24 protein-coding genes are annotated in these 24647 nt (G+C 65.0%); 15 read left to right on the top strand and 9 right to left on the bottom strand.

What is annotated here, in order from left to right:
• The first annotated feature begins 131 nt into the window (after positions 1-131).
• The 6 genes from CH285_RS07295 (at position 132) to CH285_RS07320 (ending at position 4234) form a co-directional block, all read left to right on the top strand.
• Positions 132-1133 carry an Acg family FMN-binding oxidoreductase gene (locus CH285_RS07295; RefSeq protein WP_051364975.1) on the top strand — a complete coding sequence of 334 codons (1002 nt, stop codon included), beginning with the start codon at positions 132-134 and terminating at the stop codon, positions 1131-1133.
• Positions 1130-2011, top strand: a complete 882-nt coding sequence (locus tag CH285_RS07300; protein WP_176458488.1) for a universal stress protein — start codon at positions 1130-1132, stop codon at positions 2009-2011. Before CH285_RS07295 ends, CH285_RS07300 begins: the two co-directional genes overlap by 4 nt.
• Positions 2008-2475: a pyridoxamine 5'-phosphate oxidase family protein gene (locus CH285_RS07305; RefSeq protein ID WP_032369560.1), complete on the top strand. Its 468-nt coding sequence runs from the start codon at positions 2008-2010 to the stop codon at positions 2473-2475. The genes CH285_RS07300 and CH285_RS07305 overlap by 4 nt, the downstream gene beginning before the upstream one ends.
• 104 nt (positions 2476-2579) lie before the next feature.
• On the top strand, positions 2580-2852 hold the full coding sequence (locus tag CH285_RS07310) for a hypothetical protein (protein ID WP_139278565.1): 273 nt from the start codon (positions 2580-2582) through the stop codon (positions 2850-2852).
• Between the two features lie 83 nt (positions 2853-2935).
• Positions 2936-3265, top strand: a complete 330-nt coding sequence (locus CH285_RS07315) for a hypothetical protein (RefSeq protein WP_141214567.1) — start codon at positions 2936-2938, stop codon at positions 3263-3265.
• 90 nt (positions 3266-3355) lie between these two features.
• A complete protein-coding gene (locus CH285_RS07320) occupies positions 3356-4234 on the top strand; it encodes a universal stress protein (protein WP_032369558.1) in 879 nt (292 codons plus the stop codon).
• A 4-nt stretch (positions 4235-4238) separates the two neighbouring features.
• Here CH285_RS07320 and CH285_RS07325 read toward each other — a convergent pair whose 3' ends face one another.
• Both CH285_RS07325 and lppU read right to left on the bottom strand, forming a co-directional pair.
• Entirely contained in the window at positions 4239-5693 is a 1455-nt protein-coding gene (locus CH285_RS07325; protein ID WP_371827996.1) for an MFS transporter, read from the bottom strand.
• A complete protein-coding gene (gene lppU / locus CH285_RS07330; RefSeq protein ID WP_032369557.1) occupies positions 5690-6295 on the bottom strand; it encodes an LppU family putative lipoprotein in 606 nt (201 codons plus the stop codon). The genes CH285_RS07325 and lppU overlap by 4 nt, the downstream gene beginning before the upstream one ends.
• Before the next feature lie 104 nt (positions 6296-6399).
• Between lppU and CH285_RS07335 the strand changes: the two genes are divergently transcribed.
• Positions 6400-7449 carry an ATP-dependent DNA ligase gene (locus tag CH285_RS07335; protein ID WP_032369615.1) on the top strand — a complete coding sequence of 350 codons (1050 nt, stop codon included), beginning with the start codon at positions 6400-6402 and terminating at the stop codon, positions 7447-7449.
• Between the two features lie 2 nt (positions 7450-7451).
• Positions 7452-8537 carry a DNA polymerase domain-containing protein gene (locus CH285_RS07340; protein WP_032369556.1) on the top strand — a complete coding sequence of 362 codons (1086 nt, stop codon included), beginning with the start codon at positions 7452-7454 and terminating at the stop codon, positions 8535-8537.
• A 91-nt stretch (positions 8538-8628) separates the two neighbouring features.
• Here CH285_RS07340 and nhaA read toward each other — a convergent pair whose 3' ends face one another.
• Positions 8629-10485, bottom strand: coding sequence for a Na+/H+ antiporter NhaA (nhaA, locus tag CH285_RS07345; protein ID WP_032369555.1), 1857 nt, complete (start codon positions 10483-10485; stop codon positions 8629-8631).
• A gap of 212 nt (positions 10486-10697) precedes the next feature.
• Here nhaA and CH285_RS07350 point away from each other — a divergent pair, with 212 nt between their 5' ends.
• Both CH285_RS07350 and CH285_RS07355 read left to right on the top strand, forming a co-directional pair.
• Positions 10698-11720, top strand: a complete 1023-nt coding sequence (locus tag CH285_RS07350) for a zinc-binding metallopeptidase family protein (protein ID WP_032369554.1) — start codon at positions 10698-10700, stop codon at positions 11718-11720.
• Between the two features lie 133 nt (positions 11721-11853).
• On the top strand, positions 11854-12594 hold the full coding sequence (locus CH285_RS07355; protein WP_080729130.1) for a GAF and ANTAR domain-containing protein: 741 nt from the start codon (positions 11854-11856) through the stop codon (positions 12592-12594).
• An 18-nt stretch (positions 12595-12612) separates the two neighbouring features.
• Here the strand turns inward: CH285_RS07355 and CH285_RS07360 are convergent, their stop codons facing one another.
• The 4 genes from CH285_RS07360 to CH285_RS07375 are packed head-to-tail and all read right to left on the bottom strand — an operon-like array spanning position 12613 to position 15713.
• Positions 12613-13242 carry a class I SAM-dependent DNA methyltransferase gene (locus CH285_RS07360; RefSeq protein WP_032369553.1) on the bottom strand — a complete coding sequence of 210 codons (630 nt, stop codon included), beginning with the start codon at positions 13240-13242 and terminating at the stop codon, positions 12613-12615.
• A gap of 13 nt (positions 13243-13255) precedes the next feature.
• Positions 13256-14005: a PIG-L deacetylase family protein gene (locus CH285_RS07365; RefSeq protein ID WP_032369552.1), complete on the bottom strand. Its 750-nt coding sequence runs from the start codon at positions 14003-14005 to the stop codon at positions 13256-13258.
• Positions 13999-14997 carry an acyl-CoA dehydrogenase family protein gene (locus CH285_RS07370; RefSeq protein ID WP_032369551.1) on the bottom strand — a complete coding sequence of 333 codons (999 nt, stop codon included), beginning with the start codon at positions 14995-14997 and terminating at the stop codon, positions 13999-14001. The genes CH285_RS07365 and CH285_RS07370 overlap by 7 nt, the downstream gene beginning before the upstream one ends.
• A complete protein-coding gene (locus CH285_RS07375) occupies positions 14994-15713 on the bottom strand; it encodes a glycosyltransferase (RefSeq protein ID WP_032369550.1) in 720 nt (239 codons plus the stop codon). Before CH285_RS07375 ends, CH285_RS07370 begins: the two co-directional genes overlap by 4 nt.
• A 279-nt stretch (positions 15714-15992) precedes the next feature.
• Here CH285_RS07375 and CH285_RS07380 point away from each other — a divergent pair, with 279 nt between their 5' ends.
• From CH285_RS07380 to CH285_RS07400, 5 genes are all read left to right on the top strand, one after another.
• Positions 15993-16907: a L,D-transpeptidase gene (locus CH285_RS07380; protein ID WP_032369549.1), complete on the top strand. Its 915-nt coding sequence runs from the start codon at positions 15993-15995 to the stop codon at positions 16905-16907.
• 133 nt (positions 16908-17040) lie between these two features.
• Complete coding sequence (locus CH285_RS07385; protein ID WP_176458489.1) at positions 17041-17973, top strand: carbohydrate ABC transporter permease; 933 nt, start codon at positions 17041-17043, stop codon at positions 17971-17973.
• Positions 17970-18860, top strand: coding sequence for a carbohydrate ABC transporter permease (locus CH285_RS07390; RefSeq protein ID WP_032369548.1), 891 nt, complete (start codon positions 17970-17972; stop codon positions 18858-18860). Before CH285_RS07385 ends, CH285_RS07390 begins: the two co-directional genes overlap by 4 nt.
• Positions 18861-18888: 28 nt before the next feature.
• Complete coding sequence (locus CH285_RS07395) at positions 18889-20214, top strand: ABC transporter substrate-binding protein (RefSeq protein ID WP_032369547.1); 1326 nt, start codon at positions 18889-18891, stop codon at positions 20212-20214.
• Positions 20214-21296: an ABC transporter ATP-binding protein gene (locus tag CH285_RS07400; RefSeq protein ID WP_094621809.1), complete on the top strand. Its 1083-nt coding sequence runs from the start codon at positions 20214-20216 to the stop codon at positions 21294-21296. The genes CH285_RS07395 and CH285_RS07400 overlap by 1 nt, the downstream gene beginning before the upstream one ends.
• Here CH285_RS07400 and CH285_RS07405 read toward each other — a convergent pair.
• On the bottom strand, positions 21274-22584 hold the full coding sequence (locus CH285_RS07405) for a cytochrome P450 (RefSeq protein WP_027495274.1): 1311 nt from the start codon (positions 22582-22584) through the stop codon (positions 21274-21276). The two genes, CH285_RS07400 and CH285_RS07405, sit on opposite strands and share 23 nt — an antisense overlap.
• Positions 22585-22657: 73 nt before the next feature.
• Entirely contained in the window at positions 22658-24616 is a 1959-nt protein-coding gene (locus tag CH285_RS07410) for a M13 family metallopeptidase (protein ID WP_094643602.1), read from the bottom strand.
• Positions 24617-24647 lie beyond the last annotated feature (31 nt).

The raw sequence follows: 24647 nt of genomic DNA on the forward strand, positions 1-24647 counted from the left end.
GGCGCTGCGCTCTTTCGGCATGCACCGGAATGCCCTCCATCGAGTGACGAACGGCCCTGTCGAGCACCGGGACCTCGGGGCGACAGTGGGGACGGATCCACCGCATCGCGGTGGGAGGTCGAGGAGAGACGATGAGCGATCAGCCGGATACGGCCGTGGTGGAAATGCTGGTGGAGCTCGCGTGCCGCGCGCCGTCGGTGCACAACAGTCAGCCGTGGAGGTGGACCTACTCCGAACACGGACTCGATCTGTACACCGACACCTCCCGCGTGCTGGGGGTGATCGACCCGACCGAACGGCAGATGGTGATGAGCTGCGGGGCCGCGTTGGACCATCTCGAGAAGGCTGCCGCGGCGTTTCGGTGGAAGACCGAGATCGACCTGTTGCCCGCCCCGGGCACGCCGGATCATCTTGCGCGTATCCGCCTCGTGCACGACGCGCATCCTCGGTCGCGTGAGTTCGACATGTTGAGTGCGATCAATCGTCGGCACTCGGATCGTCGGGCGTTCGGACCGGTGCCGACCGATCGTGTTCTGACGCGGTATCTCGGTCGTCAGCACTACGGCACCGAGATGACCGTCTTGTCGGCAGAGTCGAAACAGACGTTGGCGAGGGCCTCGACGCTGAGCGCGGGCATCCGGAAGTACGACGCGACGTACCAGGCCGAGATCAGATGGTGGGCCGGGCACTCGTTTCGTTCCGGCGGAATTCCGCCCGAGGCGCTGACGAACCGCGCGGATGCGTCGAGGGTCCAGGTGGGACGAGCATTCCCCGAACCGCACCGCGTCGGCACGGTGGTTCCGCGCGAGCCGGTCGAAGACGAGTCCACGGTGGTGCTGCTCGGCACACCGTCGGACGAACGACTGGATTGGCTGAACTGTGGCCGTGCCATGTCGACGTTTCTGCTGGCAGCGACCGCGGACGGCTTGGCGACGTGCCCGCTGACTCACATGACGGAACAGGCCGGCAGCAGGCGACTCGTCCAGTCGTTGGCACCGCACATCGGCATGGCACAGGTGCTGATTCGAGTCGGTACACCGATGATCGGCGCCCCGGCGCCTCGAACGCCACGACATGCGGTGGCCTCGGTGCTGTCTGCTCCCGCACGCGCAACGAACAGGAGACGATCGTGATTCTCGCAGCACATCAGAAAATCGTGGTGGGGGTGGATGGTTCGGCCGGCAGTATCGGCGCTGCGCTCTGGGCGGCGACACTGGCAGAAAGGGTGGACTCTCCCCTGCTCATCGCCACTGCAGTACAGCAGCCTGTGATCTACATGGGCGAGCCCGCAGCGGTCGTGCCGAAGGAGGTGTGGGACGAGCAGCGCCGAGCGTCCGAACACATGGTGACCGACGTCGCTGCCGCAGTGCTGGCCCGTCATCCCGACCTTGCCGTCTCCACCTTGGTGGAGGAGGCGACGGCGTGCACGATGATGGTCGAACTCTCCTCCACCGCGCGGATGCTCGTCGTCGGCAATTCGGGTTCCGGTCCGATCGTGTCCGCATTGTTCGGCAGTACGGCGCAGGAGACCTCGAATGCGGCCCTGTGCCCGGTGATCGTGTGGCGGGAGGGCGACGCCGGCTTCGACGCGCCGGTCCTCGTCGGTATCGACGGCAGTGCAACGAGTGAGGCGGCCGTCGAACAGGCCTTCGATCTGGCCTCGTTGTTCGGTGTACCGATGATCGCAGCGCTCGCCTGGAACTCGTGGTCTCACGGCGCGGCACTCTCTCCGCCGGGGCCGCATGACAGCATCGAGATCGAGCGTGAGCAGCAGATGCTGCTCTCCGAATGTCTGGCCGGGTGGGCCGAGAAATATCCGGATGTCAGTGTCGAACATGTCGTGCGACAGGGTAACCCGGCGCACCTCCTTGTCGATCTGTCCAAGCGAGCCGGCCTCGTGGTGGTCGGCAGTCACGGGCGAGGAGTGGTTGCCCGAGCACTGTTCGGATCGACCAGTAGCAACCTCACCCGCCACGCCCACTGCCCGGTGATGATCTGCAGAGACCGATGACCAACCGCACCGTACCGAATCGTGTGCGCGGGAGTGATGATCGACGACGAGTTCTGAACTCCGACAACGCTCATCGGCTTGCGCGACGGGCGACCGTCGCACGGCTGATCGGCCACGACCACTTCGGGCCCACCATCGACCCGGTCTCCATCGTATGGAGCGGTAGTCGGGTGTATTTCTACGCCGAGGGGCGGTCGCGGTTGGGGTGGAGTGCGCTCGATTCCTCGGTCGTCCTGGAAGTGGACGCCGAGGACGACGCTCACCTGACCGTATCGACTGTCGTGATTCACGGAATCGCCCGTGCGGTCGTGGATGCTCGACTCGAAGTCCTCGAACAGCTACTGCCCCGGCCGCATTCGGACGGCCCGCCGATGCACCGACTCGTCGAAGTGACCCCGACGTCGGTGTCGGGGGTCGAGCTGATGCGTGGACCGACTGCGGGCGAGACGAATTCACGAGGGTGAGGCCGGGCCTCATGGCGGAAGGATCGGGACTTTCGACCCTGCCGTCGGCATCGAGAATTCGGCAATGTCGGTTCTACCGATTCGTCGACTTCGAGGAGTTCGAGATGAAGCAGCAAGTACACGACGGACACGACGGGCAGGCCGTGTTGGCCGAGGCCGAAAATGTCCTCGCCGAAGTGCTACTGGTGTGTGCCGTCGCCGCGGTAGGCCTTTTCCTGACGTTGCTCGCGTCCGGTGTGACCGGCTGGGCTGCGGTCTGCGGAGGTGCGGCAGCAGCGATGTTCGTGATGGCCGCAGTGAGCCTTCGTGCAGGGCAGCACGCCGCGCAAAGGTCGCATGCGCCTTCGGGTTCCGATTCTGTCGCGGGGTCGATGTGACGCCGACTTCCGGCGGACGTGAGCCCGCGAGAGCAGGAACGACGAGGAGGACCGACAGTGAATGGCCGCAGGTGACGGGCTCGATGCGGGTCGATTCCGACTCCTTGGTCGTCGAGATTCCGACGCAATCGGTACCGATGGTGTTTCCGGTGACCACTGCATCGATCGACGGTGTCGTCCATTCGGTGGTGATCGCCGAGTACGGGCCTCTCAGCGGGGTCTCGCCCGACGGACACATCCTCAGAACAGCCGTGCTCGAACGGTGGCCGGACGCACGAGTGTTCGAGCGGCGCAGCACGGGTGAGCGGGGTGCAGACCCGCGCGGCTACGAGAGTTTCTACGTCGAATTGGAGCCGAGCGGTTGCCGAACCGACATCGATCTCGACGAGGTGTCCGCGCTCTTCGGCCGCTGACCGGACACGAACACGGACTGCCAATTCGACTGCACTGCAAATCATCACGTCATGGCAACTGAGCCGTCGACATCGAGACAGGAAGATCACATGAGTAATTCCACCGCCCGCACACTTCCCATCGTCGTGGGTATCGACGGATCGGCCGAGGCCGAGGCTGCAGCCCGATGGGCCGGCACCTACGCGGACAAGGTCCACGCGACCGTACGTCTCGTTCATGCAGTCCCGGTGGGGGATTGGTACGGGTCGGCAGCATTCGTCGACGGTGGCGCGCTGGAGAGGGATCTTCGTGCCATGGGCCGCAAACACCTCGTTCGAGCAGAGGGCGAGGTACACGCCGCCGCACCTGGGGTATCCGTGGACACCGTCAGTGTGGACGGCACCATAGCGTCGTACGTGGCCGACGTGGGAGCAGACATGGTGGTGCTGGGATCCAGGAAGTCGAGCGCGATCCGCGACCTCACCCTCGGGAGCAACACGCTGCGCGTCATGACGCACGCGCAGTGTCCGGTGTTGTTGCTCCGCAACGAAAACGACAAGGCCGACGTGGGCCGCCCGATCGTGGTCGGGATCGACGGCAGCGAACAGTCCGATCGAGCGCTGGGTGCCGCGCTCGAGATGGCCGACAACCTGGGCGCACCCGTGATCGCGGTCAACTACTGGGGGTTCGCGGCTCAGGCCGGCATCGGGATGAGCGCCGGCTACATCGACTGGCAGGCGGTGCAGGAAGACGAGAAGCGTTGGCTGGAAACGCATGTGGAGAAGATGCACGAGAAGTATCCGGCTGTGCAGCTCACGACCGTCAGTGCCCAATCGAGCCCGACACGAGGCTTGCGAGCGCTGTCTGCGTCGGCATCGATGCTCGTTGTCGGGTGCCGAGGTAGAGGTGCCCTCCGCGGTGCGATCCTGGGGTCGGTCAGTCAGAACCTCGTACACCATGCCGAATGCTCGGTGTTGATCGTGCGGTGAGCAGTCAGTCGACGCTGCGTCTGTCGACCGGCGGGGCACCCAGATCGCAGTGCGGTGGGCAGTCGGAGGGGTTACCAGCGCTCCTGATCAGCGCCGCCGCGATGACAGCGCCGAGTACCAAGAGCCCGGCGCACATCAGCATCGCCGAGTGGAACCCGGACGAGAAAACCTGTGGCGCGGAGTAATCGGACCCGGCAATGCCTGCCAATGCGGGCAGCGCGGCAACGGCGAGCAGTTGACTGGTTCTGGCGACAGCATTGTTGACGCCCGATGCGATTCCGGCGCGGTCGTCCGGTGCCGCGCTCAGAACGGCTCCGGTCAACGGGGCCACCAGAGCGGAGAGGCCGAGGCCGAACACGACGACGGCGGGGAGAACATCGGCGACGTAGGTGGATCCGGGCCCGATGCGCAGCATCAGCAGCAGCCCCGCCGCCGACAGCAGCGGCCCGACCGTCATCGGAATGCGCGGGCCGATGCGCCACGCGAGCCGGCCCGCGCGGGCCGACAGTACGAGCATCAGCACGGTGATCGGAATGGTGGCCAATCCGGCTGCGACAGGGGAGAATCCGACCGCGAACTGCAGCTGCAACACCAGCAGGAAGAACACCCCGCCGAGCGCCGCGTACACGGCGAAGGTCACGAGATTGGCTGCCAGGAACACGCGCGAGGCGAACAGTGACGGCGGTACCAGCGGATCGTGGGTGCGGCGCTCGATCACCACGAACATTCCGACCGCGACGATCCCCAACGCGAGCGCAAGAACGTGGGACTCGATCAGGCCGTACGTCAGCAGCCCGAGGGCAGCGGCGACCGTGACCGCGCCGGGGACGTCGAGGCGACCGGCAGCGTGCGGATCACGGCTCTCCGGAACATGTTTCATGGCCACCCACACGACCACCACGGCCAGCGGAACATTGATCAAGAACACCGCGCGCCAGCCGACGGCGTCGACGAGCCAGCCGCCGAGCAGTGGACCGATCGCCGACGCCACTCCGCCCAACCCCGACCACAGCCCGATCGCGGCTCCGCGATCGTCGGATCTGATGGACGCCGAGATGAGCGCAAGTGAACCGGGGGTCAGCAATGCCGCGCCGATGCCTTGGAGCAGCCGCGCCGCGATCAACACCTCGATGTTGGGGGCAAGACCGCACAGAACCGAGGCCGCCGTGAACCAGACGGTGCCCCAGACGAACACCCGCCTGCGTCCGAGCCGGTCACCGAGCGAGCCGCCGAGCAGGATCAGCGACGCCAGCGCCAACGTGTAACCGCTGAGCGTCCACTGCAGCCCGGTGACACCCGATCCCAGATCCCGACCGATCGCCGGCAGCGCGATGTTGACCACGGTGGCGTCGAGCATCGCCAGAGACGACCCGAGCACGGTGGCCGCGACGATCCATCGGCCCCGCGCACTGGACAGCGAAATGGTTACATCGGGCCGCTCTGCAGGCTGCTCGATCACAACTTCTCGACGCAGACGACGAAGTTGCGGGAGTCCTTCTCGAATCCGTACAACGCGGGGTCGGGGCAGTCGTCGACCGACGTGGTGCCCTGCAGGATGGTCACCACCCGGCGGGTGTCGGCACCCGGGGTGGCGCAGTCGACGCGTTGCGCGAACTCGCCCACCAGGTCCATGCAGCCACCGACGATCCAGTCGATGTCGAGGCACAGGGCCCCTTGCTCGATGTCGAAGTACGTCTCGTAGTAGTACTGATCGGCGTCGGGCGGGCATTCGGCCGAGGTCGGAGTCTTGGCGAACACGACGTAGTTGGACTGTGGGGATCCGCAGGTCGCATTGGCGACGGTGGCGTTCTCGACCGTCCCACCGAGTTCGACGCACTGGCCGATCTCGACGTCGATGTCGACGCTGCCGCCCTCGTCGATGTCGGGGGGCGGGGAACCGGTGGTGGTGCGAGGCGGCGTCGTGGTGGTGGTGGGAATGCTGGCACCGGAGATGGCGACGGCGGTCCCGGATACCTCCGAGGCGCATCCGCTCAGTAGCACCGCCGCGCAGGCGGACAGAGCGACGACGAAAGCGCGGACCGAACGAGTGGGTGACGCCATGGTGAGTCCTGCTCTCGACGAAAGAAGCGTGCTGGGTGCATCGACCGTATGTGTGTAGAAAATATCGGACTCGGTTGTCGGCCGCATGAGGCAGGATGAAGTGCGTGGATCTTCCTCTCGCCGTTCCGGTTGCGCCGATGCTCGCCAAAGCCGCGAAAGAGGTGCCTCCTCAGCCCGAGGACGGGCCGCCGGTGTGGTCGTACGAGCCCAAATGGGACGGTTTTCGTGCCATCGTGTTTCGCGACGGCGACGAGGTGGTGCTGGGATCGCGCGGCGGCAAGGACCTCGCTCGCTATTTTCCCGAGCTCGTCGAGGCCGTCAAGGCCGAACTACCCGAGAAGATCGTCATCGACGGAGAGATCGTGGTGCCGCGCGAGAAGAACGGTTCCACGCGCCTGGACTGGGAGTCGTTGTCCGAGCGCATCCATCCCGCGGCGAGCCGAGTGACGATGCTGGCGGAGAAGACACCGGCGCAGTTCATCGGCTTCGATCTGTTGGCCGTCGGCGACGAGGATCTGACGGGTGAGCCGTTCTCGACGCGGCGGGCGCGATTGCTCGACGCGGTGGGCACGGGCGGGCCGAGTTGCTTCGTCACCTCGGCCACCGACGATGCGGCCGTGGCCGAGGACTGGTTCGAGCGGTTCGAGGGAGCAGGCCTCGACGGCGTCGTAGCGAAGAAGCTCGACGGGCCGTATCTGCCCAACAAGCGCGAGATGATCAAGATCAAGCATGCTCGCACTGCCGACTGCGTGTTGATCGGTTATCGAATTCACAAGTCCGGCAACGGTATCGGATCACTGCTGCTCGGCTTGTACGACGGCGAGGATCTGCGCATGATCGGCGGAGCGTCGGCGTTCACCGACAAGCGGCGGCTGGAGTTGCTCGAAGAGCTCGAACCGCTCCGGCTCGGTGACGACGTCACCTACGACGGCGAGGCGACCCGTTGGAATTCGTCCAACGATCGCAATTGGATTCCGGTGCGCATCGAGCGAGTCATCGAAGTGGCCTACGACCAGATGGAAGGCGCGCGGCTGCGGCACGTGGCCAGGTTCCTGCGCTGGCGACCGGATCGCGATCCGCGCTCGTGCGCTTACGACCAGCTCGAGGTGCCGGTGCGCTACGACGTCGCCGATGTGATTGCTGGAGGGCGATAGGCATGGCCGCGAAAACACCACCGGCGTTCGTGCAGGCGGGCGAGCGCGAAGTGCGAGTGTCGAGTCCCGACCGCGTGATCTACGAAGCGACCGAACGCACCCCGGACATCACCAAACTCCAGGTGTGCGAATACTTCGCCGCGGTGGGCGAACCGCTGATGCGGGCGATCGGCGACCGCCCGACCGCGATGGAGCGGTGGCCCGACGGCTACCGCGAGGGCATGCGATTGGCGCTCGGCCCGCAGGACAAGGAGGGCGACGGTTTCTATCAGAAGCGGTTGCCCAAGGGTGCGCCCGAGTGGATCGAGACCGTGAAGATCGCGTTCCCGAGCAAGCGCACTGCCGAGGAACTGTGTCCCTCGGAGCCGGCTGCGCTGGTGTGGGCGGCTCAGATGGGCACGCTGACGTTCCATCCGTGGCCGGTGCGGAGACCGGAAGTGGATCATCCCGACGAGCTACGTCTCGATCTCGATCCGCAGCCGGGCACTACGTTCGCGGACGCACTGAGAGTTGCCGACGTGACGCGGGAGCTGTTGGAGGAGTTGGGCTTACGCGGCTACCCCAAGACGAGCGGCAATCGTGGCATTCACATCTACGTGCGCATCGAGCCCGAGTACACCTTCGAGCAGGTGCGCCATGCGGCCATCGGCCTGGGCCGAGAACTCGAACGTCGCGACGACGGGGTGACCACCAACTGGTGGAAAGAAGAACGCGGAGAACGCATCTTCATCGATTACAACCAGAACAACCGTGACCGCACCATAGCCAGCGCGTGGAGTCTGCGAGCCCGTCCCGGAGCGACGGTGAGTACGCCGATGACGTGGTCGCAGTTGGCGGACGTCACCGATCCGCGTGACTTCAACCTCGTCACCGTGCCGGACCTGGTGCAGGACGGCGACCCGTGGGCCGACATGGACACGAAGGCCTACTCACTGGAACCGCTTCTGCACCTGTGGGAAACACTGCCGGGTGGTGAGCTGAACTTCCCGCCCGACTACCCCAAGATGCCGGGCGAACCGCCCCGAGTGCAGCCGTCGAAGAAAGTCGCCGAGCACTGGGATGCGGAAGGAAACCGCACCGACAGCTAGTTCCGCTCGGCCTGGGCAGGGTTGCACACTACGTAGCGTTGTCGACGGGATCCGGTCGATCGAGCCGTGTTCTGTGCAACCCGGCCCACCCTCACATGGATTCGAGTTCCCGGATCAACGTCGCCGCGTCGTACGGCCCCACGTGGCGGGTGAGGTTCTTGTCGCCGCGACCCAGGTAGAACGTCGGAGTGCCGCCCACATCGGAGGACGTGGCGTCGAGTTCGTCGTCCTCGACGCGCACCACGTAGTCACCGGTGCGGATGTCGTCCTCGAATCTGTCCATGTCGAGGCCGAGTTCGCGTGCGTACCCGTCGATGTCGTCGGGTTCGAGGGCGTCGCTGTTGCGGAACAACACGTCGGCCATCTCCCAGAACTTGCCCTGCGCCGCGGCGGCTTCGCTGGCGTATGCCGCGTAGCGGGCATGGGGGTGGTAGTCGTCCAGCGGCAGGTGTCGGTAGACGTACCGGAGGTCGTCACCGAAGTGCTTGCGTACCTCGGCGACACTGCCGGTTGCTTTGCTGCAGAACGGGCATTCGAAATCGGCGTATTCGACGATCGTCAGCGGAGCGTCGACGGGCCCGCGGATGTGATCGCGCTTGGCGCTGACCGGACGCAGAATACGCAGCGACGCTTCGGCTTTCGGCGGGTGGATCTTCGCATCGATGCGGAACAGAATCCAGCCGAGCAGGGCAGCGATGACCGAGGCCGCCAGCACGCCGACGCGGGCCTCGTCGGCCAGCAGCGGATCGTCGAGCGCGAGGTCGATGATGAACAGTGAGATCGTGAATCCGATTCCGGACATCGCCGCACCGCCCGCGATGTGCGACATGGTCAGCCCCGGAGCCAGAGCCGAGGGTCGCAACTTCGCGAAAATGGCCGAGGCCCCGGTGATTCCGATGAGCTTGCCGAGCACCAGGCCGGCGATGATGCCCCAGGTGAGAGTCGACGTGGAGGCAGCCTTCAGGGTGTCCGAGCTGAGCACCACCCCGGCATTGGCGAGCGCGAAGATCGGCACGATGATGAACGCGGTGTACGGCTGATACAGGCGCATCAGTCTCTCGTTGACCGAGACGGCTTGATCCAGGCCGAGTCTCGCGGCTCGGGCGTATTCGGGATTCGGCGATTGACGGAAGGCGCGGGTGAGGTCCGAGGCTCGTTCCACCTCGGAGCGACGCGGCGGGTACACCGGAAGAATCAGTGCGATCATCACGCCGGCGAGCGTGGGGTGAACTCCCGACTCGTACATCGCGACCCACGTGAACAGTGCGACGACGAAGTACCCGACACCGCGCCACACTTCGAGCCGACGCAACAGGAAGATCAGTCCGAGCCCGATGAACGCCAACACCAACGGAACCACGTCGAGATCGTCGGTGTAGAAGAACGCGATGATCGCCAGCGCGCCCACGTCGTCGGCCACGGCCAGCGTCAACAAGAAGATCCGCAGCCGCGCGGCCTTCTTCGGGCCGAGTACCGCAAGGGCACCGAGCAGGAACGCGGTGTCGGTGGAGATGACCACGCCCCAGGCCTGGGCGGCCGGGCCGGAGGGGTTGAAGGCGAGGAACAGCAGCGCGGGTGCGGCCAGACCGGCGAGTGCAGCCACGATGGGAATCGCTGCGCGCGATCTGTCGGTGAGCTCACCCATCGCGAACTCGCGTTTGACCTCGAGGCCGACGACGAAGAAGAACAGCGCCATCAGCCCGTCGTTGACCCAGTGGGCGAGGTCGAGGGAGATGCCGTGCTCACCCACGGTGATCGACAGTTCGGTGTGCCAGAACGACTGATAGGTGTCACCGAGTGGTGAGTTCGCCCAGATCAGGGCGATCAAGGTGGCCGCCAGCAGGAAGCCCGCGGCCAAGGTTTCACTGTTCTTCTCGCCGCGAGCCCGCGAGATCCGTTCGACGAATCGTGCCATCGGCCGGTCCGTCGGCGTGATCTGATCTGCCATCTGCAGCCCGGGTCCTTCCTCGGAGGTGTTGTGAAGCAGTCTGTACCAACACGGCGGTCGACGCTTTACTTCCACGCAGGTCAGTACCCTGGATGGTTCTCTTGCCGGGAAGCGTTGTCGAAGAGATGTGCACGACATATTCGGCGAACGGCATTAGTCCGCCGAGAATCGGGAATACGAGCCCGACTCACCCCTGCCACTAAGGAACATCCATGCGTGATTTCATCTGCCGCAAGTGCGGACAGAAGCTGTCGTTCGAGAACTCACTGTGTCTGAGCTGCTCGAGCGCACTCGGCTTCCATCTGCCGAGCAGAGCCCTCCTGGTGCTCCCGGACAAGGAAGACGGCATCTCCGAGGCCGAGGTGGACGGTGCCATCTGGAAGACGTGCGCCAATCTCAACACCGCACGCTGCAACTGGCTGGTCGACGCATCCGATTCCGACGACCTCTGCCTGTCCTGCCGGCTGACGCGGACTCGCCCGGCCGACGACGACCTGGACGCCATGGCCGCCTACGCGGACGCGGAGACCAACAAGCGTCGCGTCATCCTCGAGCTCACCGAGCTGGGTCTGCCGATCGTCGGCCGGGACGAGGACGCGTCCACGGGTCTGATGTTCGATCTGCTCTCCAGCGCCAACCAGCAGGTGATGACCGGTCACAACAACGGTCTGATCACCCTGGACCTCGCCGAGGGCGACGACGTGCACCGCGAGCAGCTCCGCGTGGAGATGTCGGAGCCCTACCGCACGCTGGTCGGGCACTTCCGTCACGAGATCGGCCATTACTACCAGATGGTGCTGGTCGGAGACGGTGAACACCGCGCGGCGTTCGAGGAACTGTTCGGCGATCCGGATTCGAGCTACCAGGATGCGCTCGATCGCCACTACAGCGAAGGTGCACCGGAGGGCTGGGAGGACACCTACGTCTCGTCCTACGCCACCATGCACCCCGCCGAGGACTGGGCCGAGACCTTCGCCCACTACCTGCACATCCGCGACACCCTCGACACGGCCGCGGCCTTCGGGATGGCACCGGCCGGATCCACCCTCAAGAGCCCGCTGCCCGGCGAGGTCGGCTTCGATCAGATCATCGACTGGTGGCTGCCGTTGTCGTGGGCACTCAACCAGATCAACCGATCGATGGGTCACCAGGACCTGTACCCGTTCGTGCTGCCGGCGACCGTCGTGAAGAAGATCGGCTTCGTGCACTCTCTGGTGGCACCCAGCGCTCTGTGAGCCTCGCTCACGGTCGTTGAGCTCAGCGCCCAGGGGCGTATCCTGTGTTGTCGGCATCCGCCGATACCGGGTACGCCCCCTGTGCATTAGTGGGCAGAGTGCAGTCGCGGGCAGAGTGCAGCAGTAGGACGAGGTGACCACCATCAGCGAGCAGACACTGAACGCGTCGGGCGCCCTCCCGCGGGTTAGCGACTTCCAGCTGAGTCGCCGGCTGGCCGAGGTGGCCGAGAAGCTGCGGCGTCAGCATTCCGATCCCGATCGCGTCCTGGCCACGATCACCGAGGCCGCGGTCGCTCAGGTCCCCAATGCCGAGTACGCATCCATCACGACGGTCATGCAGGGCAAGTTCGTGCACAGCGCAGCCCTTTCAGGAGAAGTTGCCGGGCACTGCGACAAGATTCAGGAGCAGCTGGGCGAGGGGCCCTGCCTCGAGTCGGCGATCGAACAGACGACCATCCGTATCGACGACATGGACAGCGAGACCCGCTGGCCACAGTTCACCGATGCAGCGTCTGCGCTCGGGGTCAAGAGCATGATCTGCTTTCAGCTCTACGTCGAGGGGTTCAACTTCGGCGCACTCAACCTGCATTCGACGCGAACCGGCGCGTTCTCGGCCGAGGCCGAATCCATCGGTTCGTTGTTCGCTGCGCACGCGGCCATCGCGTTTTCCAGCGCCCGGGAAGAACAGCAGATCAGGGCCGCGCTGACCAGCCGGGATCTGATCGGGCAGGCCAAGGGCATGCTGATGGAACGCTACAACCTCAATTCGCAGGCGGCGTTCGCGTTGCTGGCCAAGCTCTCTCAGGACACCAACGTCAAGCTGGCCGATCTCGCCGTGCAGTTGGTCGACGACGCGGCGAAGTCCACCGAATAGCGACCGGGGCCTCGGGCCTCATCGCACGTCGAGTCCGTCGGTGCTGGCGACCGATACGGCGGGAACATCGGTGGCGATGAACACCTCGATCCGCACGTCCTCGTCCAGATAGCGGCTCAGTGCAGCCAGTCCGGTTGTGGCAGCGATGATCTCGTGAACCCGGTCGCCCGAGATGGGATAGTCGTCCACGTCGTGACGCCAATGCGCGGCCACCAGTGTGCCTCCGGCCTCCAGCCGCCCGACGATGCGGCTCATGGCGGCCGCCAGGTCGTCGTCGTCGAGGTAATAGCCCACCTCGCTGACGACGATCAGATCGAACTTCTCGTGGGGATTCGGTAACGCAGATACGTCGTCGGAGAGGGACCACAGTGCGAAATCGACTGCAGCACTCTCGCCTACGCGCGCGCGAGCCGTATCGAGTGCGCTCTGCACCACGTCGGTCGACACCAGATGCTCACAGCGGGCAGCGAGCTGTTCGGTGAGCACACCGATCGAGCAACCGGGTTCGAGGCCGAGTCGATAGTGCGGCTTGGGCAGCGATGCCAGGGTGAGGGCATACTTGCGACGCTCGTACCACTTGCTGTCGAGCATGAACGGATCCTCGTGCGCGGCATACACATCGCGGAAGTATTCCGGACTCAAGCTCATGCGGACAGCCTACTCATGCGAAGACGACTTCGAACGGACGTCGGAACCGCGTCAGGATGTGCGGTGGCAACACTGCGCGATCCGCCGGGTGATCGGACAGCGGTCGAATCTGAGATTCGAAACGCTCGATCGACGCCCGTTTCGCCTCGACGGCGTGCGCGGGCAGGTCGATGCGTCGACTGCGTGACCACGGCACCGCCCGGTGTTCGGGAGTTGCCCAGTGCCACATCCAGATCGGATATTCCACCACCGGTATCCCCACGACGGCGGCCGCGGTGAGGCAGGCACGCGCCGTGGCTTCGTGATCGGGGTGGCCGTCCCCGCGCCACGGTGTCAGGCACCAGGTACCCGGAGTGGCGTCGAGCAGCGGTACCAGCGCGCGGGCCAGAGCGTCCTCGTGCCGCTCGACCTCGCCGTCGGTGAACTGCAGCCGCGTCGGCGGCTGAACGATGCCCAGTTCGGCGAGGGCACGCTCGGACTCGACGGGCCGCAGGGCGCGGAGGTCCTCGGCCGACACCGTCGGAGATCCCGGATGCGAACCGTCACCGTCGGTGACCGCGACGACCCGTACGTCGACGCCTGCGGCTGCGGCCATCGACAGCAACCCACCGACGCCCAGTACTTCGTCGTCGGGATGGGGTGCCACGACGACCATGGTGATGACGTCGCTCCAGTGCAGACCGGGAATGGACCAATCTGCGGACAGCCAGTCCGATTCGGCGGTACCGAGGTCGACGTCGGCGTCGAATGCGTTCTCTACCAAGGGTTGTCTTCCTGTGCGATGTCGTGTCCGAGGGCTTCGAGGTCGCGTTCGGCGTGGCTCTGTCGCAGATAGACGGTGAGGTCGGCGACGCGTCGAGCATGCTCCGCATCTGCGCACAGCGGGCCGGCACCGAGCGCTCGCCCGACGCGGTCGATGCACTGCGTGGCGGCATCCTCGACGACGGCGCGCACGATGCGAGCACGGATCCGAGCGCGGCCGGAGCGGTCGAACGGATCTGCGTCGACCTCGGCCGCCGCAGTGGTCAGGGCACTCGACGCGGCTCCGAGAGCCGATGCGATGGCACCGAGGTGAGCAGCGCGATGTGGGTCGGGACGCGAGCGCACGGCCGCATGCAGGGTGTCGGCCACTGCGCAGGCGCTACCGAACCAGACGGCCGACACTCCGATCGCCCCATGCCAGAAGCCCGGCCTGGTCAGGTAGTCCGTCGGTCCACCGACCACGACCGCGGGGACACGATCGAATTCGACCGAGCCCGAGTCGCTCTCGCGCATTCCGACGGCATGCCACGTGTTCGGCACCGGGGCAGCACCCGGATGAGTCAGATCCACTGCGAACAATCGCGGCTCGCCGTCGACGCGAGCGGTCACGAGTGCGTGGGTGCAGACGGACGCCCCCGAACACCACGGCTTGGTCCCGGACAGGAGCCACCCCGAATCGCCGCGCACCGCTTCGAGAATCGGAGCCGGGGGTTCCGCAGCCCACACGCCCCAGACGTGACCACGCTCGGGCGTCGGGCCGTCGAGCTCGTGCAGAATCGCGATCGCGTCGGTATGTGCCTCGGCCCAGCGGCCCAGAACGGTGTCGTGTCGGCCGAGCGCAGCCAGCGACTGCCACCGGTGATCTGTGTTCCCCGAGCCGGGGAGAGCCAGATCCAACCGTCCGTCCGCCTCGAACGCGAGAAACTGCGCGCGCAACGCCGACTCGAGATCGGTGGTCCGATCGGTGGTGTCGACGAATCCGGTGTCGGTCATGCAGAAGGCTCCAGAGAACGAAGGAAGCCGGCCATACCGTCGGGTGCTCTGCCACGCAGGCGGCCCGAAGTATCGACCGGAATGTCACACACTCGGCGGCACACGGTGCCGCCGAGCTCCAGACGACGGACCAGGTCGTGATCCTCGCCGGTGGCGAGCGGCGCGAACCCGCCGACCGCCCAGTAGTCCGTCGCCCGAACACCCAGGTTGGCACCGTGGACGTGGGGATGGCCCGCCTCGTTCACGTACTGAGCGTCATAGGAGGAGCGGAGTGCTTCGTCGTCGACGATGCGGTCCTCGAATCGCACCGACACCGTCCCGACCACGGCCCGGGCACCCTCGGCGGCGTGCCGCAGATGCCCCACCAGCCACTGCTCGCCCACCGTCGAGTCGGCGTCGGTGGTGGCGTACCACGTGTCGGCGCGGCCCAGACCGCCGTTCAGGTCCGCTGCGAATCCGGCCGCCCGCGCGGCTCCCACGTTGCGATGGGCCACCGTCACGACCGACACGGACGGGTGACGCGCCGCGATACTCGCCGAACCGTCGGTGCACGAGTCGAGAACGACCGTCGTGGATACCGTCACCGGGGCGACGTCGGCGACGCGACGTGCGGCCTTCGCCAGGGCATTCAAGCAGGCGTCGAGCAGATCCTGTTCGTCGTGTGCGGGCACGACGACGACGATGCGACGGACTGGAGTGCTGGTATCGACAGTCACGAGCCACCCTTTCGGACACCGGACCTCGAGCCCGTTGTGGAAACCGCCGGTGGCTGGACGGAGTACGTTGCATGCGACATACCCGTTCGCAGACGATCGACACCTACGGCTCGAAGAAGGGGCTCGGGTGGCGGGAAGCTACTCGTCGTCGTGGATTCCGTCGTCGTTTTCGGCAATATCCGATTAGCAAAAGTCCGGGTGGTATGTGTTAATGGGCGTTGCCCCGCGGCAGCACTGCTACTGGGCATCACGACGCAGTACGAAGGATGGTCGGGTCACATGGCAACTCAGGTTCGCACTCGCAGGTTCGCCCGCATCGGGGCAATTTTCGCAGGTACGGCGCTCGCCGCCTCTGCAGCATTCGGATCTGCCCAGGCGGCTCCGCTGTGGCCGGGTGGCCCCGACGTGTCGATCCCCGGCCTGCCCGGATCCTCGGACCCGGCGGCACCCGCACCCGCCCCACAGCAACGGGTGGCACCGCTGGCCCCGGCGAACTTCGCCGACCCCAGCATCAGCCCGTCCGGCGGCGAGGTCGTCGGAGTGGCGCAGCCCATCGCGATCCGCTTCGACGAGGCCATCGGAGATCGCGACGCCGCACTGCGCGCCATCCGCGTTACCACGAACCCGTCCGTGGACGGCCACTTCTACTGGATCAACGACACGCAGGTGCGGTGGCTGCCCAACGAGTTCTACCCGGCGCACACCCAGGTGACGGTCGAAGCAGGCGGAGCGAAAGCCGAGTTCTCCACCGGCGACTCGATCATCACCACGGCCGACGACAACACCAAGCAGATCACCGTCACCCGCAACGGCGAGGTCGTTCGCACGATGCCCACCTCCATGGGCAAGGTCGGCCACGAAACCCCGAACGGCACCTACATCGTCGGCGAGCGCTTCCGCGACATGTACATGGACTCCTCCACCTACGGGGTGCCGGTGGATTCCGAAGAGGGCTACCGCACGTACGTCGAGTACGCCACGCGCATCTCCTACAGCGGCATCTTCGTCCACGCGGCACCGTGGTCCGAGTCGCAGCAGGGCTACTCCAACTCCTCGCACGGCTGCCTCAACGTCAGCACCGAAGACGGCAAGTGGTTCTTCGAGAACGCCCAGAAGGGTGACCCCGTCATCGTCGTCAACACCGACGGCGGCACCCTCAGCGGATCCGACGGCCTCGGAGACTGGAACCGCTAGAGCGGCTTCGCCGCATGTGAGTGGAACTTCGACCCCTGCTACGAAGTTCCACTCACATAGGTTGGTCTACGTGACGGCACCAGTTGGGGCCGCGTTCACCATTCGTTAGCCGCGACTGAGCACAGTCCTCGCGGTGAGTGCAACAACCGAACGAGTGCTGCCCACGGCAGGCAAGAAGAGCTTCTTCTCGCGGCCGTGGACCGATTACGCACTGTTCCTGATTCTCGTGGGCCCCAACCTGGTTCTGTTGGCGGTCTTCACGTACCGCCCGTTGGTCGAGAACTTCCAGTTCTCGTTCTTCGACTGGAACCTGTCCTCGCCCACGTCCACGTTCGTCGGATTCGAGAACTACCGCGAATGGGCCGCCCGTGACGACACGTGGCAGATCGTCGGCAACACTGTCGTGTTCACCGTGGCCGCGGTCGTCGGCTCGTTGGTGCTCGGCCTGATTCTCGCGCTGCTGCTCGATCGTAAACTGCGGGGCCGCAACTTCGTTCGCTCCGCGGTGTTCGCGCCGTACGTGATCTCCGGTGCCGCGATCGGTATCGCATTCCAGTTCGTCTTCGATCCCAACTTCGGGCTCGTGCAGGACCTGATGCGCAGATTCGGCCTCGGTGCGGTCCCGGATTTCTATCAGGATCCGAAATGGGCGATGGTCATGATCACCGTCACCTACCTGTGGAAGAACCTGGGCTACACCTTCGTCATCTATCTCGCGGCGCTGCAGGGCGTGCGCAAGGAATTGATGGAAGCGGCCGAGATCGACCAGGCCGGCCGCTGGACCACGTTCCGCAAAGTGCTTCTACCGCAACTGCGTCCGACGACGTTCTTCCTCTCGATCACGGTGTTGCTCAACTCCCTTCAGGTCTTCGACATCATCAACGTCATGACGCGCGGTGGCCCACTGGCCACCGGCACCACCACGATGGTCTACCAGGTCTACGAGGAAACGTTCCGTAACTTCCGGGCCGGTTACGGGGCGACCGTCGCGACGATCCTGTTCCTCGTGCTGTTGATCGTCACTCTCGTACAGGTACGAATCATGGATCGGGACGATCAGCGATGACCTTGGTGAGCAAGCCCGATGCCGCAGTGCCGGAAAAGCCTTCGCTCAGTCGGGACCCTCAGCGCACGCGTCGCAGCGCGAACGTCCTCGGCTACGCGGCCATGGTGGCCGTCCTGCTGATGATCGGCCTACCGCTGTTCTGGATTCTGGTCACCTCGTTCAAGGACCGACCCGACATCTATGTTCAACCGGTCACGTGGTGGCCCAGCAGCTTTCATCCGCAGAACTACAACGAGGCGACGACGGAGGTGCCGTTCTTCACGTACCTGCGCAACTCGATCGTCATCACCACGGCGGTCGCGTCGATCAAGTTCGTCCTCGGTGTGCTCAGTGCGTACGGCCTGGTCTTTCTGCGATTCCCGGGCAAGAACATCGTCTTCCTCGTCATCATTGCCGCACTGATGGTGCCCAACCAGATCACCGTCATCTCCAACTACTCGCTCATCTCCGAGCTCGGTTGGCGAAATTCGTTTCAGGGCATCATCATTCCGCTGGCAGGCGTTGCATTCGGAACCTTCCTGATGCGTAACCACTTCCTGTCGCTGCCACCGGAGATCATCGAGGCCGCGCGCATGGACGGCGCGGGCCCGGTGCGGTTGATGTTCCGCGTCATTCTGCCGCTGTCGGGTCCGACGATGGTGGCGTTCGCCATCATCACCATCGTCACCGAATGGAACGAATACCTCTGGCCGTTCCTGATGTCCGACGACTCGTCGGTTGCTCCGCTCCCGGTCGGCCTGACGTTGCTGCAGAACAGTGAGGGCTACACCAACTGGGGAGCGGTCATGGCCGCGACAGTGCTCACCATTCTGCCGATTCTTCTCGTCTTCCTCGTCCTGCAGCGCCACATGATCAAGGGCCTCACCTCCGGTGCGGTCAAGGGCTGATCCACCTCACTATCAGGAGTCGAACACCATGGCACACATCATCAATCGGCGTGGCTTCCTCACGCTCACCGGTGCGGCTGCGGCCGCCGCAGCCCTCGCGGCGTGCAGCGGTCCCGGATCGGGCTCGTCCGGCGGCGGCGGTGTCGAAGGCGATGCGAACACCATCAACTTCTGGTCGAACCACCCGGGCAAGTCCCAGGAGTTCGAGAAGGAGCTGATTTCGCGGTTCCAGGCGCAGAACCCCGGTCTGACGGTCAATCTCATCGACGGCGGCAAGAACTACGAGGAGGTGTCGCAGAAGTTCAACGCGGCGCTCTCGGGCAACGATGTGCCCGACGTAGTCGTACTCTCGGATGTCTGGTGGTTCAATTACGCACTGACCGGTGCGATCGAGCCCCTCGACAAGCACTTCTCCGCGGCCGGGGTCGACCAGTCCGATTACGTGGATTCGCTTCTTGCCGATTACAACTGGAACGGGAGCCACTGGGCTCTGCCGTACGCTCGCTCCACCCCGCTGTTCTACTACAACAAGGCCGTCTGGTCGGCAGCCGGCCTGCCCGATCGCGGACCGGCCACGTGGCAGGAATTCGACGAGTGGGGTCCGCGCATCCAGGCCGTCGTCGGAAACGGCAAGCTCGCCCACGGCTGGGGCAACGCCGTCGACTATCTCGGGTGGACGTTCGAGGGACCTATCTGGACGTTCGGCGGATCGTACTCCGATCAGTTCGAGCTGAAGTTCGACGACCCCAATACCATTGCGGCAGGCAAGTTCCTGCAGGACATGATCCACACCAAGAAGTACGCGGCGGTCTCCAACGACATCGCCAACGACTTCGCCGCGGGCATCCTCGCCTCCACGATCGCCTCCACCGGAGACCTGTCCACCATCACCAAGGGTGCCGCGTTCGAGTTCGGTACGGCCTTCCTGCCGGCCACCGACGGTGCGCCCGGATGCCCCACCGGCGGCGCGGGTCTGGCCATCCCGGCCAAGATCTCCGACGAGCGAAAGGTGAACGCACTCAAGTTCATCGATTTCGTCACCAACGGTGCCAACACGGCCTACTTCTCGCAGAACACCGGGTACATGCCGGTCCGCAAGTCGGCGCAGCAGGACCCGTCGGAAATCGCGTTCCTCGAGGCCAACCCGAACGCGAAGACAGCCGTCGACCAGTTGGCGCGTACCCGATCCCAGGACGCTGCCCGCGTGTTCGTGCCCGGTGGCGACAAGATCATCGGTAGCGGTCTCGAGCAGATCGCTCTTCAGAATACCGATGTCGCAACGACATTCGCGTCCATCTCGGACCAATTGCAGCAGATCATCGACCGCCAGATCACCCCGAAGCTGCCGAAGTAATGGCGACCGTTCACTATGCGGGTGTCTCGCACAGATACCCGGGCGCGGACTCTCTCGCCGTCGACACGCTCGAACTCGACATAGCGGACGGCGAGTTCATCGTGCTGGTGGGGCCGTCCGGATGTGGAAAGTCGACGAGTCTACGGATGTTGGCCGGCCTCGAATCCGTCGAGAGCGGCCACATCGACATCGGCGGAGTGGACGTCACCTCGCTCGCCCCACGGGCGAGGGACGTCGCGATGGTGTTCCAGAACTACGCGCTGTACCCCAACATGACCGTCGGCGACAACATGGGCTTCGCACTGCGAAACGCGGGAATGAGCAAGGTCGACACAGCGGCTCGCGTTCTGGATGCCGCGAGGATGCTCGAACTCGAGCCACTGCTGGGTCGCAAGCCCGGCAAGCTCTCCGGTGGGCAGCGGCAGCGAGTGGCCATGGGGCGAGCAATCGTTCGTCAACCCAAGGTGTTCTGCATGGACGAGCCGCTATCCAACCTCGACGCCAAATTGCGAGTGTCGACGAGGGCCCAGATCGCCGGACTGCAGAAGCGATTGGGTACCACGACCGTGTACGTCACCCATGATCAGGTCGAGGCGATGACAATGGGTGACCGGGTTGCGGTGTTGCGGGACGGCAAGTTACAGCAGATCGCCGCACCGCGGGAGCTGTACGACAACCCCGTCAACACCTTCGTCGCCGGGTTCATCGGGTCTCCCGGCATGAACCTCGTCGACGCTCCCGTGCACGAGGGCGCTGCGGTCCTCGGAGACGTTCGGATCCCTGTTCCGTCGTCGGCGGGCAACCGCGTCGTCGTCGGGGTTCGGCCGGAATCGTGGGAGCTCGTCGGCGAACATGCGGGTGGACTCCGGCTCACCGTCGAATTGATCGAGGAATTGGGTGCGGAGTCGTTCGTGTACGCCTCGGCGCCCAACGCCGACGGTCAGTGGACGACGCCCTCGGGACGTATTTCGGTGAGGGTGGATCGCAAGCTGTCGGTCGCCCTCGCCGAGACCGTCCGGTTGAAGCCGGTGCTCGACGAACTGTTCTTCTTCGACTCCGCTACCGGCCTGCGGTTGTCCTGACGGGTTCACCCAGATCCACCGGAAGTGTTGCCCACCCATGCAATACGCGCGTGTCGCGACGGGTTCCCTCGCCTGCCGAACGCAGGTGGGGGAACCTGTCGAACAACGTCTTCAGACCCACCTCCGACTCTGCCTTCGCCAGCGCTGCGCCCAGGCAGTAGTGGCGTCCGCCGGAGAACGACAGGTGCTTACCCGCGTTGTCGCGGGTGACGTCGAACCGGTCGGGGTCCTCGAACACCAGCGGATCGCGGTTGGCACCGGCCAGCACGAGGACGACCAGTGAGTCCTTCGTGATCGGCACACCCTCGACGACGACGTCGTGCTTGGCCGCCCGAGCTGTCAGCTGAACGGGAGATTCCATCCGCAACATCTCGTCGATCGCGGTGGGCCAGTGCGATGGATCCTGTTGCAGCACAGCCAGTTGATCCGGATGATCGAGCAGGAGTTGGATGCCGCTGCCGAGCAGATTGACGGTTGTCTCGAACCCGGCCGCCAATACCAATCCTGCTGTAGCCCTGAGCTCTTCGTCGTTCAGGCCGATGCCCTCGTCCTCGGCGGCGATCAGTTGGCTCATCAGGTCGTCGCCGGGGTTGAGGCGAAGTTCGGCGATGTGCTGCGAGAGCCACGCGTCGAAACCGATGAGGCCACGCTCCACCTGCTTGAACTGGCTCCACGAGATACCGATGTCGAGGCTGGGTGCCGCCATTTCGCCGAATTCGAGGACGCGCTGATTGTCCTTCTCCGGAACGCCGAGGATGCGGCCGATGACTGCGACGGGAAGGCGAGCGCAGTACCTGTCGACGATGTCGACGACAGGGCTGCCGTCGGACAATTCGTCGAGTAGCGCGTCCGCGGTTTCCTGCACCTGATCTCGCATCTGCGCGACCGCCCGGGCGGTGAAGACCGAGGACACCAGCTTGCGGTAGCGGGTGTGATCGGGCGGCTCGACCGACAGCAGGGACGGCGGGAGGATCGGATGCAGGGCACCGGAGCGGGTGTGGCGTTCCACCCACTTCAGCGGTGCCGGCAGCGTGCCGCCCAGCTGGGTGACCCGAAAATCGTCGGAGCGCAGCAGCGCGAACGCCACCCGGTGATGCACGGTGATGTTGGAGATCCGAGTCTTCACCAGCGGTGCCGTCGCCCGAAGTTCCTCGTACACCGGCGTCGGATTTGCCCGTGTCGCCGGATCGGCGACCAGCATGGCCTGCCGGTCACCGGCGGCCGCAGCACGCTTGGCCCCGAACCTGATGACCCCGTGCGCCGCGATCCACCGTACGAATTCCCTCATCCGACTGTCCTCCCCGTTGTCCCGCCCTATGTGAGTGGTTTCTCGTAGCAGACTACGAAGTTCCACTCACGTGCTACCAGATCTTGACGCGCTTCCCCGGGTCCAAGTACAGCGCATCACCGGGCTGAACGTCGAACGCTTCGTGAAAACTGTCCAGATTGCGCACGACTCCGTTGCACCGGAACTCCGGCGGCGAGTGCGGATCGACGGCGAGACGACGGATCGCTTCGGCGTCTCGTGCCTTGGTGCGCCATACCTGCGACCAGCCGAAGAACACGCGCTGCAACCCGGTCAGGCCGTCGAGCACCGGTGCGTCCTTGCCCTCGAGCGAGATCTCGTAGGCGGCGACGGCGATGGACAGGCCACCCAGATCGCCGATGTTCTCACCGATGGTGAATTCGCCGTTGACCTTGTGGCCGGGCAGTGCCTTCGGCTCGAATTCGTTGTACTGCTCGATCAGGGCTGTGGTGCGCTTACCGAATTCGGTACGGTCGCTGTCGGTCCACCAATCCACCATGTTGCCGTCGCCGTCGTATTTGGCACCCTGGTCGTCGAATCCGTGCCCGATCTCGTGCCCGATGACGGCTCCGATCCCGCCGTAGTTGGCTGCGTCGTCGGCCTCGGCGTCGAAGAACGGCGGCTGCAGAATGGCTGCGGGAAAGACGATTTCGTTCATCCCGGGGTTGTAGTACGCGTTGACGGTCTGCGGCGTCATGAACCATTCGTCGCGATCGACCGGACCGCCGAGCTTGTCGAGATCACGCTGATAGTCGGCCTCGTAACCGCGGCGGTAGTTGCCGAGCAGATCGTCGGCGGCGATGACGACGCTCGAGTAGTCGCGCCAGCGGTCGGGGTAGCCGATCTTGGGAGTGAACTTGTCCAGCTTGTCCAAGGCCTTGCGGCGCGTCTCCGGGCTCATCCATTCGAGCTCGGAGATGTTGCGGCGGTAGGCCTCGGTGAGGTTGTCGACGAGCACCTGCATACGTGCCTTCGAGTCCGCCGGGAAGTGGCGTTCGACGTAGAGCTTGCCGACGGCCTCGCCGAGGACGTCCTGTACGAGCGAGACGCCGCGCTTCCAGCGCTCGCGGTTCTCCTCGGTTCCGGTCAGCGTCGTTCCGTAGAACGCAAAGTTCTCGTCGACGAGTGCGCTGGTCAGGAACGGGGCCCGGGCATGGACGACGCGCCACGCGAGCCATGCCTTCCACGTCTCGATGTCCTCCGACGTCCACAGGGACACGAACGTGTTGACGAACGGTGGCTGGCGCACGACGATCTCGGCGAACTGTTCGGTGGTGCCACCGAGGCCGGAAATCCATGCAGTCCAATTGAATCCGGGCTCGTTCTGCACCAGAGTGTCGAACTGGACCAGGTTGTAGCTCTTCTCGGCGTCGCGCCGGGCGACGACGTCCCAGTGGCCCGCGGCGATCTTTCGCTCGAGATCGAACACCGTCTGTGCGTCGTACTCGACGCCGCTGAGCGCGAACATCTTCGCGATGTGCGCGATGTAGCTCGTGCGGATGTCGGCGTACTCGTCCTGGCGGTAGTACGACTCGTCGGGCAGGCCGATTCCGGACTGGCTGAAGTGCACCAGGTAGCGGTCGGATCGCTTGGCGTCGGTGTCGACGTAGTGAGCGATACCGCCGCCGACTCCGGTGCGTTGCAGAGAGCCGAGAACGCCTGCGAGCGTAACCAAGTCGGTCGCATCGGCAACGGCGGTGAGCTCGTCGGCGATCGGGGTGGTGCCGAGCTGTTCGGCCCGGTCGGCGTCCATGAAGCTCGAGAACAGGTCGCCGATCTTCTGTGCGTCGCTACCGGCGGGCGGATTCGCGGCCGCCGATTCTTCGATGATGGTCTGTACGTCGACCTCGGCGCGGTCGTACAACGTCCGGAACGCACCGTCGACGGCGCGGTCGGCGGGAATGCTGTAGTCCTCCAGCCATTTGCCGTTGACGTGCACGAAGAGGTCGTCCTGCGCGCGTGTGTTCTCGTCCTGGTAGCTGAGATCGATGCCCGAGTTCACTACTGAAGTCATGTATCCATCTTTACACTCTTGCGCTCGATTG

Source organism: Rhodococcus sp. 05-2256-B1 (genome assembly GCF_002258465.1).
Taxonomy (GTDB): Bacteria; Actinomycetota; Actinomycetes; order Mycobacteriales; family Mycobacteriaceae; genus Rhodococcoides; species Rhodococcoides fascians.

What these genes read in the sequence shown, in the direction of transcription:
- CH285_RS07295 (WP_051364975.1), top strand. Translation starts at nt 132, where the DNA reads ATGAGCGATCAGCCGGATACGGCCGTGGTGGAAATGCTGGTGGAGCTC.
- CH285_RS07305 (WP_032369560.1), top strand. Translation starts at nt 2,008, where the DNA reads ATGACCAACCGCACCGTACCGAATCGTGTGCGCGGGAGTGATGATCGA.
- CH285_RS07310 (WP_139278565.1), top strand. Translation starts at nt 2,580, where the DNA reads ATGAAGCAGCAAGTACACGACGGACACGACGGGCAGGCCGTGTTGGCC.
- CH285_RS07315 (WP_141214567.1), top strand. Translation starts at nt 2,936, where the DNA reads ATGCGGGTCGATTCCGACTCCTTGGTCGTCGAGATTCCGACGCAATCG.
- CH285_RS07320 (WP_032369558.1), top strand. Translation starts at nt 3,356, where the DNA reads ATGAGTAATTCCACCGCCCGCACACTTCCCATCGTCGTGGGTATCGAC.
- lppU (WP_032369557.1), bottom strand. Translation starts at nt 6,295, where the DNA reads ATGGCGTCACCCACTCGTTCGGTCCGCGCTTTCGTCGTCGCTCTGTCC.
- CH285_RS07340 (WP_032369556.1), top strand. Translation starts at nt 7,452, where the DNA reads ATGGCCGCGAAAACACCACCGGCGTTCGTGCAGGCGGGCGAGCGCGAA.
- nhaA (WP_032369555.1), bottom strand. Translation starts at nt 10,485, where the DNA reads ATGGCAGATCAGATCACGCCGACGGACCGGCCGATGGCACGATTCGTC.
- CH285_RS07350 (WP_032369554.1), top strand. Translation starts at nt 10,698, where the DNA reads ATGCGTGATTTCATCTGCCGCAAGTGCGGACAGAAGCTGTCGTTCGAG.
- CH285_RS07360 (WP_032369553.1), bottom strand. Translation starts at nt 13,242, where the DNA reads ATGAGCTTGAGTCCGGAATACTTCCGCGATGTGTATGCCGCGCACGAG.
- CH285_RS07370 (WP_032369551.1), bottom strand. Translation starts at nt 14,997, where the DNA reads ATGACCGACACCGGATTCGTCGACACCACCGATCGGACCACCGATCTC.
- CH285_RS07380 (WP_032369549.1), top strand. Translation starts at nt 15,993, where the DNA reads ATGGCAACTCAGGTTCGCACTCGCAGGTTCGCCCGCATCGGGGCAATT.
- CH285_RS07390 (WP_032369548.1), top strand. Translation starts at nt 17,970, where the DNA reads ATGACCTTGGTGAGCAAGCCCGATGCCGCAGTGCCGGAAAAGCCTTCG.
- CH285_RS07395 (WP_032369547.1), top strand. Translation starts at nt 18,889, where the DNA reads ATGGCACACATCATCAATCGGCGTGGCTTCCTCACGCTCACCGGTGCG.
- CH285_RS07400 (WP_094621809.1), top strand. Translation starts at nt 20,214, where the DNA reads ATGGCGACCGTTCACTATGCGGGTGTCTCGCACAGATACCCGGGCGCG.
- CH285_RS07405 (WP_027495274.1), bottom strand. Translation starts at nt 22,584, where the DNA reads ATGAGGGAATTCGTACGGTGGATCGCGGCGCACGGGGTCATCAGGTTC.
- CH285_RS07410 (WP_094643602.1), bottom strand. Translation starts at nt 24,616, where the DNA reads ATGACTTCAGTAGTGAACTCGGGCATCGATCTCAGCTACCAGGACGAG.